Raw genomic sequence first — 11,435 nt, 5'->3', positions numbered from 1 at the left:
CACTTCGATCTGATCATCTCGGACGTGATGATGCCTAAGATGGACGGCTTTGAGCTTAGTAGATACGTTAGGCGCGACGGCAAGAGCCAGCCGATACTGATTATAACGGCAAAAAGCGAGATCGAGGATATGCAGACGGGTTTTAAAAGCGGCGCGGACGATTATATGAGCAAGCCGATAAATTTAAAAGAGCTCGTGCTGCGCGTGCATGCGCTACTGCGGCGCGCGAAGATCGCGAACGAAAAGCGACTTCTCATCGGCGAAAGCGAGCTTGACTACGATACGCTCAGCGTCCGCTCCGAGGGCGAGCGGATAAGCCTAGCGCCGAAGGAATTTCGTCTTTTGTTTCTACTGCTAAGCTACGCGGGTAGAATTTTTACAAGGTTTGAGATAATGAGCGAAATTTGGGGCTATGAGACGGACAGCGACGAGCGCGTCGTCGATACGCACATCAAAAAGCTGCGGGCAAAATTCGAAAACTCCAAAGATTTCGAGATAATCACCGTGCGCGGGCTCGGCTACAAAGCCGTAAAAAAGGAGCGAGCGTGAAAAAATACCTCATCAGCCTTAAAAGCTTCATCGCGTTTTACTCTTCGCTCGCATTCGGCGTGATAAATTTCATCGTCTGCTTTGCGGTTTGCATGCTTTTTTACATAGGCATCGGCGGCAAGATCGGCGGTTTTTGGGACGGAGTGGCGCTGTGCGCGATCATCTGTCTAATCACGATGGCGCTAAATTTTACCCTGCTTTACTTCGGACTTAAAATTTTATTCCGCCCGATCAAGCGGCTATTAGACGCGATCACCGCGATCGCAAACGGCGATTTTGAGGCGCGCGCCGAGCGCAAGATACATAGGCACCGCACCGATTACCTCTATATGCACGAGTTGGACGAGCTTGTAGTAAACGTCAATAAAATGGCGCAGAAGCTGCAAAAGCACGAGCAGCTACAAAAGGAGTTCGTCTCAAACGTCTCGCACGAGATGAAAACGCCGATCTCCTCGATCGCCGCGTTAAGCGAGATGATAGAGGGCGGCGTGAGCGAGGAGCGCGCGGTGCGATACGCAGCCTCCATCGGCGCGGAAGCAAACCGCTTAAGCAAGCTCTGCACCGACATGCTAAAGCTAACGAGACTCGATAGCGGCGCGGCGGTGCGCCTAGATGAGACGGTGCGTATCGACGAGCAGCTTAGGCAATGCATCATATCGCTGAGCCAAAGCTACGGAGAGCGCGAGTTTGAGCTAAATTTGTCGCCGCTTAGCGTGCGATCAAACGCGGGGCTGCTAAATCAAATTTGGCGAAATTTGATCGAAAACGCACTTAAGTACTCGCGCCCGGGCGGTAAAATTTTCGTTTGTTGCTGCGCTTGCGATGGCTTTGCACAGGTGAGCATAAAAGACGAAGGCATCGGCATCGCGCGCGAGAAGCTGGATAAAATTTTTGACCGATTTTATCAGTGCGAAGAATCGCACAAAGAGCTTGGCAGCGGGCTTGGGCTTAGCATCGTACGCACGGCGGCGGGTCTTTTAGGCGGACAGATCGAATATGAAAGCGAACCGGGCGTCGGAACCGAGGCGCGCGTTAAAATTCCGCTTTAAATTTCAAATCAAGACGGTGCGGATGAGCTGCGTCTTGCAATTCGTAGCCCGCCATAAAATTTCGCCCACAGGCGCAAGTCGCGCCGATGCAAGCCTTGACGATACGGGTCCTGACGACGCAATCTTGTCCTTTGATGATGCAAGCTTTGACGACGTAAAAAAGCACGGGCGTGTCGCGCGCCGCATTCACAAAAAATTCTGCTTTAAATTTTATATCGATTTGCCGCGGACGCCTCGCGCGCCGCGACGAGGTCGGAATTTTGCTTTAAATTTACCGCGCGCTGCGACTTCGCCGCCCTTTATAACTTTGCCGCGCATTACGGCGAGCGGCAGGCTCGCTTAAATTTGCCGCGCCTTAACGCAGACGACCGAATTTTGCCTGAAATCTGCCGCCGCTCGCTCGCACTTTACGACAGGCGGTAAAAATTTCGCCGTAAATTTTAAAAGACACATTAAGAACACAATCATCTTATATAATCCCGCTCATAGATCGATCGGGCACGCCTCTAACAGCCCGAGTCTGGCAAATAATAAAATTAAAAACAAAGGAGAAGCTATGAGTAAGGCCGTACTTCACTCAGTGTTAGCGATAGAAGCCATTTTATGGGGGCTTTTATCGGCTGTGATTATAGGTGCGTAAATTTTACGCTTTGAGCTAGGCGATCCGCCGAAATAATTTATAAGATTTACGCCCTGCCTCGCATCCGCTGCGAAGCGGGGCGCACCCGCGCTAACGATTTAGACCAAAATTTATCCACCCGCTGCCTGCTGCGTAAACCCTACTGCGTGCAAATCCATACCGCAGCCGCACACAAACCTCGCCGTGCGCAAACCCGCCGCGAATAAGCCGGCTGTGCAACTAAAAATCGAATAAAATTTTAAATGCTATGAGCGGACAGACAAGCTAGTTGATGTCCCATTTCATCTGCGCCTTTTGCAATATGTACTCGCTTGCAAAACAGCTTGCGATAGGAAAATGATTTGAACGGCGCAAATTTTAAAATACGCGACCCTCTCTCAATCGCGCAAATTTACGCCTTTGTCACTAAGCGATTTTTAAAAGCTCTCAAGCTAAAATTTATCCCGATTTAAGACCAAATTTAAACCAAACGGCGAAAATTTCACGAAAGACGCCGCAAGCGGCAAAATCTCAAAGGAGCCTAGCGTGAAAAGATTGATAAATTTCCTGAAGCGCATTTGCGCGGATCTGCTTGCAGGCAGGGCGCTACTACATCCGATCCTGCTTACGGTTGCGTTTTTAGCGGCGAAATTCGGCACGCTATATGTCATAGATGAAAAAATTTTAGTAAGCGGCTATGATTTGGGGGTATTTGGAGAATTCGCTTATTACATATTTTTCGATTTTGTCGCAGGTGCCTATTTTATAGCTCTTTGCACGCATATAATCTATGCTTCGCCCGAAGTCAAATCGCTTAAAATTTTACGCAAAATTTTACTCGCGATAATCTTAGCGTCTTGCGCGCTGGGTTATTTTTCTTCGGACGTAAACTACCAAAAACTAGGCGTCCTTGAGGCCTTTTTGATCGCCTCGCTAATTTGCATTTGTATCTATTCGGCCGCAACCGAGATATCAAACGACCGCTCAAACGCGGTATTTTGGGGTTTTGTTTATGTTCTTAACTATATAGGTGCCTTATTTGTAATATTTCATGCGCAAGCCGCCGAAGTCGTAGCCGTCATTTTAATAATCCTCTGTCCGCTTGCGTGGACGTTTTATTTCAAATACGAATTTCAAAAATCGCTCGCGAGAGCCGCCGCAAGCAATGATGAAATTTTAAATAGTGCAAGCAGCGATGAAATTTCAAAAAGCAAAGCGCGCGCGGAGAGTTAAATTTTAAAAATTTCGCTGCAAAGGGCTAAATTTATGAAATTTTGCCAGGGTTAAATTTTAAAATTTACCGCGCGACGCTTTTATTCATTTATATCCTCGATCACAGCCTCTACGAAACGGGCTGTATCAATTAGCCTAAAGCCCCATACTTTGGGATCTGCGGTGATTTTATTATAAAAATCTTCCAATTCTTTCGCGGGAGATAATTCGCCCAATTTAAACGGGGTAAATTTTACTTTACCGATCTTTTTTAGATGTGGCAGCAGCTCCTTTAAATCCTTATGATTAAACCAGCAGTCCGTTCTAAGGAAGTCGCCGTTTTTCGAGCCTGCGATCTTGCTTTTTAAAAAATCGTCCATGCCAGGTGGCTCTTTTTGCAGCAGTCTGGTGCAGGCTAGGTGGTACTCGAGCTTCCTGGGCGTTTGATCTACCGCCGAGACAAAACAAACGCCGTATCCCTGCTGCATCTGGATAGACAAAACGTCGCCCTCCTCGAAACAGGGCGTTTTTTGCTTCGAAATTTTGGGCCGTTTAAGCGGTCTTGGATTTTCGCTTTTTAGCTGAAGCGCCAATTTGTCAAGCGCTTTTTGGCGGCTCTTTTGAGATCTGTCAAAGACTTTATTCCACATCTGGCTTGCGCCGCCTTTTATGATGGCAAGGGCTTTTTCGCGAATTTCATCATTTAAAAATCCGATCTTCCAAAGCGAATACGCTAGGGCCGTCCAATAAATCTCGCTATAAAGCTCATCGGTGCAGAAATTTTCCGCCTGCGCCAAAACATCTTGCAATATCGTTTCAACATTTTCGCCGTCCTTGTATCGCTCTGTGATAGTCAAATATATATCGCATCCATCATCGCTGTCGATAATTTTTACCCCGTCTATCGTCATTTTTTCTCCTTTATTTTGATCTTTTCTCTGCCGATTTCGCTGAGCCGAATTTTATCAAAATTCGTAAAATTTTATCATACAAAAACCACATAAAAATCGACATAAAAAATAGCAAAAAAGCTAAGAAGCCGCCCGTATCGTAAAACGCATCAAAAAATAGCTCGAAGCAAATCAGCGTGAGAAAGAGGATAAAATTTATACTCCTAACCCTAAAAATTAAGAATAAAATCGACGATGCAATATAAAAATAGTAAAAATATCCTCTGCTGAATTGATAAAAAGCCAATAAATACCAACCAGCGGAAATAATCATAAATTGTGGCGTTAAATTTTGATTTTTTGCAAATAAAAGCTTGCTTTTGTCTATGCAAAAATAGACTAAAAATATCGGCACAGAAACTCTAAATATAAAGTAGATAAAATCGTAAAAAATATTAAAAATAGGCGTATGAAATGAAAATTTCGGCAAGAAATCAAATGCCAAATACAAAATCAGATATGCCATTCCTAAGCCGAAACAAAGCTTTTTACGCTTAAACGAAATTTTTATAATTTTCAAAAGTCTGCTAAATTTTACAGCGATCAGGCACCGTTGCCCGCTTTGAATTTCAGTCAAAAACCAATATAAAATAGTGCTCAATTTTACCCTTTTAAATTTTTCTGCCAGTTTTTACCCCACACGGCATACGCCGCGCTCTCTTTCTCATGCTCGCTCAGCCCCGAGATCGCGTGCGCAAACAGAGCTTTGTTCGCAGGCCCCTTCATTAGCGCCTTTAAGCTTTTGTAAATTTTATCCTCCTGATATGACAGCAGCCCTGCGACGATCACCTCTAAACTGCGCTCGCTAATGCCGTAGCGGTCGATAAATGCCTCGATAAATTTTATATGCGCGCTCTGATGTTCGGCATCCACCGCCTCAAAGTAGCGCCGCGCGAGAGCAAAGTATTTTTCGCTCTTTAGCGCGAGCCCAAATACTGCGTAGCTGCCGCTCATCAGGCACTTTTTGCCGTCCGTGTCGGCATAGAACTCAAACTTATGCTTTAACGCCTCGTTCGCGTAAAGCTCAAGCTCCCCGTCGAGCCCGTGCGCAAGCGCGGCGGCGAAAAAGCGGTGAGTTTGCGTGGGCGCAAGGCCTTTGATCGGCAGATAAACTTTCTGCGCCTTGGAGCTAAGCTTTACGGCGTAGCTCGCAGAAAAGCCCGCTTGCAGAAGCTTTACGATGAAATTTAGCGCCTTTTTATACGCGTCCGCCGTTTCATTTTTGATTTTCACGCGAACCTGTGCGAAAACGTCGTTCGCTAGACACTCTACGTCCGCGTCTTTAAATTTTACTAGCTCTCCCTTAAGCTCGCCCGTGCCGCGATCCAGATAGCTTTGCGCCTGCGCCGAGCCGAAAATTTTAGCCGCGCACTCCAAATCTTTGCGCGCAAGATTCACATCCCAACTATAGCGCTTAAATTTGATATTCCAAAACGCCGCCCGCACGAAAAACGCAAGCTCGCCCGCGTCCACGTTTTGCCGCGTAAAATCCTTTTTGAGCTCGTAATCTTTACTCCAGCCGTCACCTAAAATATCGTAAAATTTCGGCAGAAATTTCTCCTCTTTCCAGCGCCGCAGATTATTCTCTAGCGCGATGATAAAATCTTCCAAAAGTCGCCTGTTTTTGACGTCCTGTACCGCGGCGATAACCTGCTCAAGCAGCGCCGCAAGCGCCGCTTCGTCGTAATCCATAAGCGAAAGATCGAAAATGCGGTCCATAAACACGAAAATCTCGCGGCCGTCTTTGATCTTTTTATCGCGGCGGATGATGATCTCGTCTATATAATCATCCATTTTGCGCTTTAGCTCGCCTTTTCGCGCAGTGTTTTCAAAGTAAAATTTATGCTCGCAGCTGCGCTGTGCCAAGCTGCTGCCCGCGCCTTCAAATTTGACCGCCAAATCCAGCTTATACGCAAAAAACGGCAGATTTGCTTCAGCCAAAAACTCCTCCTCCGCGCTCTTTGCGATAAACGGGACGATAGCCTCAAACTCCTCGCGATCTAGCTCGTCTATCTCGGGCGCATCGGCTCTGAAACTGTCCGCGTCAAAGTCGTCAAGATAGAGCCTAATGCGCGATCCGCGGCACTCCACGCACAAAAAATCAAAATACCCCTCTTGCACGCGACACCCCGAATACGGCGCCTCGCCTTTGTACTGCGAGCCGAGCTTATCCCTGATCAGGCGCTTTAGTGCGCCTGAAATTTTGTCCGCTAGCGAAATTTGAGCTTCGTTCATTGATGATTCTTTTAAATTTGAGTTAAATTTGCGGCAAGGCGCCGCGACTAAATTTAGATCCGATTTTAGCTTTGATTCGGTAAGCACGCCTAGCTCAAAGCCAAAAATTTCCTAACCGTTATACAAAGTATCGTGACGATAAGTGCGATCATCCAGCGCTTTTGAGCCTTTTTACCGATCTTGTGCGAGGTTTTGACGCCCGCGTAAACGCCGGCTAGCGAGCCGACTCCGAGCAACGCACCGATCTTGTAGTACACGAGCCCGTGCGCGGAAAGGCTCAGAAAGCCCGCGCTTGAGGAAAATATCACGAAAAATAGCCCCGTGCTGACGGCCTTTTTGATGTCGTAGTTTAAAAAGCTGATCAAAATAGGCATCACGAATACCGCGCCGCCGATACCCACGCTGATCGCCACGGCGCCGACGAACAACCCCACGATAAAGAGCAAAATTTTAGATTCATTGGCCTCGCCGGTGGGCTCGGTCGGGGTTTTGAAGAGTTTGATTAAATTTATGATCTGCACCAAAATAAGCGTGCCCAGAAGGAATTTGGAGGAGAAATAGCTTACGATAAAGCCGCTACTAAGCGCGCCGCAAAAGCCTCCGAGCCCCAGCACCAGCGCCGGCGCGACGTCGAGCATTTTGCTTTTAAAATTTACGAACGAGCCGAAAATCGAGCTAAAGATCATCTGCATGATGCTGATGCCGATGGCGTACTTGACGTCGTAGCCGAAGAGCATCATCACGGGCACCACGACCGTGCCGCCGCCGATGCCGAAAAATCCGCTGATAAAGCCTACGCAAGCGCCGATTAAAATATATTCAAAAAACATCCGTATTCCTTATTTCAGCCTCTTTGGTCTCGCCGAATTCCGCTTTTTGCGGCTCGCCGTTAAAATTTATCGCTTGCAAGCGTTTAAATTTAGGCGCGAAATTTAGCAAATTTAAAGCTTATAGCCGTTTTGCTTCGCGCATCCATTCGCGGCAACGCTCGCGCGAAATTTTTATATTTTCATATCGCAAGGTGTCCGCGCGAAAGCATTTTAGGCTCAGTTTATTACCCTCAAAGCCCGCGAAATCAGCCTGCTCGTAGATGTCGTAACCGCCCCGTATGCAGTCTAAAACGTCTACATATCTCTGCTCTTCGCTCATCGGCTCGGCAAAGCTTACCAAATGCGCGCCGTTTGGGGCCGCCCAGTAGCAGCCGTCCACCGCTAGCGCGTCCCAACCCCGCAGATAGTGCACGCCATCCCAAATGAAGCTCTCCTTGCCGTCTAGCCAGGCGTCCGGCACGAAGCGCATGATCTGCGCTGAGGCTAGATCAAGCACGCTGTAGCCGTATAGATCCTGGCGAAAAACGAGGTAAAATTTGCCGTCTGCGTGGCGGATCAGGCTAAAAAATTCCGCCCTATCGTCTATGCAGCGCCAGCTTTTTATCTGCGGCGCGCCAAACAGCGCGTATTCGCCGCCGCCAAAGCTTGCCGTGCTGGGCCCATATGCGTCTTTTACGATCTCATATCCGCCGCTTAAATTTATCGTTTGGCACCGGGTAAAATTTCGCCCCTCGAAAAGAGTTTCCGCCTGTTTGATGCGCGCTTGGTACTGCGCGGAATTTACGGCGTTTGCCATCGTGCGCTCCTTAAAATTTTATGCGGATGGGTTAAATTTTGCGCTGCCGCCAACAGCTCGCGCTTCCTGAATTTCATCCGAACCGAATAAATTTAGCCTCGCATGGCGGCAAAATTTGACCGATAAACGGCAGAGCTCAAGCATTGGCGGCAAACCTACAACTACTAAGTGCAATTCGCGTGAACGCTATGCACCCGCGCCTAAATTTTAAATCTTGCTTTGCGAATTTCATAAAATTTACGCGCAGTTTCGGCGCCTGCGAATACTTACAATACCGCGCCGCTTTCAAACGCTACGCACGAGAGCCTGAAATTTTACGAGCGTTTGAAATGTGGCGTTTAAATTCCGCAATATTTAAAATTCCGCGGCATTTTAAAATTTAACGACGTTTTAAATTCCAGCGAAATTCGAAATTTCGCGAGTATCTAAAATTTCGTAATCTTTAAAATTCCGCTAGCGCCTTAAATTTTATCCAAGTACAGACAGTCAAACCGCCCGAACGGGCAGACCGCTCAAATTTGCTCGCCCGCGCTGTGCCGCTAGCGTATCGCTCAAATTTACTCTCGTCCGACGCGCCGCTAGCGTATAAATTTAAAATTTTACTCGCCCGAAACTGCGAATATTACTCGGATTTATCCCCCTCCTTGGCGCCTGAAATTTTATCCAGCACCTTTTTGCCGACCTCGCTTTGATTTAGCGCTTCAAGCATCGCGGCTAGCTGCGTGCCGCCCTTGGCGCTTAAAATTTCGCCGAATTTACTCATCCCCTCGCCTACGCTACCTTCGTTTGCGATGATCTTAAGATCCGCCGCGCTTAGCGCCTTGGCCTGCTCTAGGCCGATGTCGCGGTTCGCTTCGATCTGTTTGATCGAAATAAGATAGGTCTGGTATCCCTGATTTTCGCCGATCTCGCGCGCGAGCTCGATCTGTGCGTTTACGGGCGCGAGCTCCTTCAGCCTAAGCGCCTCGGCCTCTGCAGAGCCTATCTTTAGCGTACCCTGCGCCTCCTTATCCTTCATCTCCAAAAGCGCCGCGGCGGCGAGAAACTGCTTCTCTTTATCGCCCTGCGCTACCAAAATTTGATTTTCCTTGATCGCTTCGGCGTCGCGGATCTTGGCGTTTTTGCGCGCTTCGGCGTCGATCTCGATCTTGCGCTGCTCCTGCTCGGCCTTTACGATCTCCACTTGCTTTTTGATCTCAGCCTGCTTGACGTCGTTTACCCGCACGACCTCCATCGCCTTTTCCTGCGTGATCTTTTGCTGATCCTTGATGAGCTGCTCGGCCTGCTCCTTTGAGATCGCGACTTCGCGCTCGTTTTCGACGGTCTTAAGGCCCACCATCTTATTGGCTTCCTGCTGGCGCACTTCGGTTGCCTGCGCGGCTTCGATCTCGGCGATTTGAGCGAGCTTGGTGTTGTTTGCGACCTCGACGCGGCTCTCCTTTTCGATCTGGGATTTTTTCTTCTCCATTATGTTAAAGATAACCTTGCTGCCGCTGCTATCGCGGATATCCATCAGCTCGATGTTTTTGACGGGCTCGATACCCCAGTTTTGCAGCTGCGTCTTTACCGCCTTGGTAAAATCATCCCCAAGCTCGGAGCGGATCTGCAAGATGTCCTCAAGCACGCGACTTGAAAGGATCGAGCGGATCGAGCCTTGGATGATGTTTGTGAGCTGATTGTTCAAATCTTGAAAATTATTGACGCGCTGGGCGGCTAAATTTGAATCCACGATCCTAAAAAACGCCGTAATATCGACTACGAAAGGAAGCCTACCTAGATCATACGCCTCGTAATCCTCGATCTTGATGCTAAAGACCGAGACCGGCAAAACGATCTTCGTAACGCCCAGCGCCGGCACCCAGCTCGGGAATTCGTAGTAGCTGTTACCGTTGCCGGTATCTTTGCCGTAGCTCGTCGTCTTGCGCGCGCTCTGGACTATATGAACTTCGTTCGTCTCCACTACGCGTCTAAAAAACAGCGGCACGATGATGAAAAGCACCGCTAAAATCCCGACTGCGGCGCCGATCAAATATAAAATTTCACCCATTTTCTCTCCTTTAAAAATGCTAAATTTAAAATGGATTATATAAAAATTTACTTTGAAAAATAATAAATAATCACGGCGACAGCGGTTAAAATTTACGCAATTTTAATGAGGTTTTTTGTAATATCGCAGCGTATATTTCAATACCTTTTAGGAGAAAAAATGAAAAAATTTTTACTACTGCTTTTAGCGGGTGCGCTTTTTGCGAGCGCGGCAGAGCTTAGAACTATCAAGGATATGGACGGAGCTGAGGTCAAAATCCCCGCAAAAGTTGAGCGTATCGCGGCACTCTGGCACTCGAACAATCAAATTTTACTGGCTCTGGGCGGAGCGGATAAGATCGTCGCCACCACCGATAACATCAGCAAAAACGCATGGTTTCTTAAAATTTATCCGCGCCTAGCGCAGATCCCAGTACTGCTAAAAAATAACGACGTAAATTTAGAGGAGCTGATGAGCCGTAACCCCGACGTAGTCATCGTCTCAACCGCACTGGCAGGCGAAAATTTAGCTAAGCAGGGCTTTACCGTTTTAAAGGCGAGCTTTAGCGATTACGAGCAGATGAGGCGAAGCATCAGGATGTGCGGCGATATGCTAGGCGGCGACGCACCGCAAAGAGCAAATGATCTGATCTCAAATTTAGATAAAAATATCGCTTTGGTTAGCGGCCGCACCGCAAATTTAAGCCCCGACAAGCGCCCGCGCGTCCTTCACATCGTAGGCGGAAGCGATCTTTTAAAGATCGACGGCAAGGGCACGCTGATCGATTCGTGGATAGAGCTAGCCGGCGGCACGAATGCGATCACCGCTACCAAAGGCCCGATGAAAACCATCACCGCCGAGGAGATCATCGCTAGCAACCCGCAGATCATAATCGTGGGCGGTGATCACAACGAAGATGCGGTAGAGAAAATCAAATCAAGCCCGGTTTACAGCGGCACGGATGCGGTCAAAAACGGACGCGTTTACGGCAATCCGCGCGGAGTTTTTAACTGGGATCGATACGGCGCGGATACGGTGCTTCAAATTTTATGGGCAGCCAAAACCATCCAGCCGGAGCTCTTTGCCGACATCGACGTAAAAGCCGAAACGAAGGCGTTTTATAAAAAATTTATGAATTACGAGCTAAGCGATACGGAATTTGGCTATAT

At 48.0% G+C, this 11,435-nt stretch carries 11 protein-coding genes; 4 read left to right on the top strand and 7 right to left on the bottom strand.

The genetic code is table 11. The features are described 5' to 3' along the window. Both Q0369_RS08510 and Q0369_RS08505 read left to right on the top strand, forming a co-directional pair. The coding region (locus Q0369_RS08510) for a response regulator transcription factor (RefSeq protein WP_298098658.1) at positions 1 to 549 on the top strand (549 nt) is incomplete at its 5' end. Next, positions 546 to 1,598, top strand: coding sequence for a HAMP domain-containing sensor histidine kinase (locus tag Q0369_RS08505; RefSeq protein ID WP_298098655.1), 1,053 nt, complete (start codon positions 546 to 548; stop codon positions 1,596 to 1,598). The genes Q0369_RS08510 and Q0369_RS08505, both read left to right, overlap by 4 nt. Here the strand turns inward: Q0369_RS08505 and Q0369_RS08500 are convergent. Continuing rightward, positions 1,582 to 1,788: a hypothetical protein gene (locus Q0369_RS08500; RefSeq protein ID WP_298098651.1), complete on the bottom strand. Its 207-nt coding sequence runs from the start codon at positions 1,786 to 1,788 to the stop codon at positions 1,582 to 1,584. The two genes, Q0369_RS08505 and Q0369_RS08500, sit on opposite strands and share 17 nt — an antisense overlap. 975 nt (positions 1,789 to 2,763) lie before the next feature. On the opposite strand from Q0369_RS08500, the gene Q0369_RS08495 reads away from it, so the two are divergent. Further along, a complete protein-coding gene (locus Q0369_RS08495) occupies positions 2,764 to 3,450 on the top strand; it encodes a hypothetical protein (RefSeq protein WP_298098647.1) in 687 nt (228 codons plus the stop codon). A gap of 80 nt (positions 3,451 to 3,530) precedes the next feature. On the opposite strand, the gene Q0369_RS08490 is transcribed toward Q0369_RS08495, so the two are convergent. From Q0369_RS08490 to Q0369_RS08465, 6 genes are all read right to left on the bottom strand, one after another. Next, positions 3,531 to 4,340: a hypothetical protein gene (locus tag Q0369_RS08490; RefSeq protein WP_298098641.1), complete on the bottom strand. Its 810-nt coding sequence runs from the start codon at positions 4,338 to 4,340 to the stop codon at positions 3,531 to 3,533. 10 nt (positions 4,341 to 4,350) lie between these two features. Then, a complete protein-coding gene (locus tag Q0369_RS08485; protein WP_298098636.1) occupies positions 4,351 to 4,980 on the bottom strand; it encodes a hypothetical protein in 630 nt (209 codons plus the stop codon). A gap of 2 nt (positions 4,981 to 4,982) precedes the next feature. Next, positions 4,983 to 6,614 (bottom strand): DUF6138 family protein, encoded by a 1,632-nt coding sequence (locus Q0369_RS08480; RefSeq protein ID WP_298098632.1) that lies wholly within the window; start codon positions 6,612 to 6,614, stop codon positions 4,983 to 4,985. A gap of 89 nt (positions 6,615 to 6,703) precedes the next feature. Next, on the bottom strand, positions 6,704 to 7,444 hold the full coding sequence (locus Q0369_RS08475) for a sulfite exporter TauE/SafE family protein (RefSeq protein WP_297943055.1): 741 nt from the start codon (positions 7,442 to 7,444) through the stop codon (positions 6,704 to 6,706). Between the two features lie 118 nt (positions 7,445 to 7,562). Next, a complete protein-coding gene (locus Q0369_RS08470) occupies positions 7,563 to 8,240 on the bottom strand; it encodes a hypothetical protein (RefSeq protein ID WP_298098627.1) in 678 nt (225 codons plus the stop codon). Positions 8,241 to 8,862: 622 nt separating this feature from the next. Next, complete coding sequence (locus Q0369_RS08465) at positions 8,863 to 10,287, bottom strand: SPFH domain-containing protein (RefSeq protein ID WP_298098623.1); 1,425 nt, start codon at positions 10,285 to 10,287, stop codon at positions 8,863 to 8,865. A gap of 159 nt (positions 10,288 to 10,446) precedes the next feature. Between Q0369_RS08465 and Q0369_RS08460 the strand changes: the two genes are divergently transcribed. Next, positions 10,447 to 11,435 (top strand): ABC transporter substrate-binding protein (locus Q0369_RS08460; RefSeq protein WP_298098620.1); only part of this gene is annotated, 989 nt, incomplete at its 3' end.

Source organism: uncultured Campylobacter sp. (assembly GCF_938030685.1).
Lineage (GTDB): Bacteria > Campylobacterota > Campylobacteria > Campylobacterales > Campylobacteraceae > Campylobacter_B.
Note: the sequence above shows the minus strand (reverse complement) of the source record. Positions and strands in the feature narration are given on the sequence as shown.

What these genes read in the sequence shown, in the direction of transcription:
- Q0369_RS08470 (WP_298098627.1), bottom strand. Translation starts at nt 8,240, where the DNA reads ATGGCAAACGCCGTAAATTCCGCGCAGTACCAAGCGCGCATCAAACAG.
- Q0369_RS08490 (WP_298098641.1), bottom strand. Translation starts at nt 4,340, where the DNA reads ATGACGATAGACGGGGTAAAAATTATCGACAGCGATGATGGATGCGAT.
- Q0369_RS08480 (WP_298098632.1), bottom strand. Translation starts at nt 6,614, where the DNA reads ATGAACGAAGCTCAAATTTCGCTAGCGGACAAAATTTCAGGCGCACTA.
- Q0369_RS08475 (WP_297943055.1), bottom strand. Translation starts at nt 7,444, where the DNA reads ATGTTTTTTGAATATATTTTAATCGGCGCTTGCGTAGGCTTTATCAGC.
- Q0369_RS08465 (WP_298098623.1), bottom strand. Translation starts at nt 10,287, where the DNA reads ATGGGTGAAATTTTATATTTGATCGGCGCCGCAGTCGGGATTTTAGCG.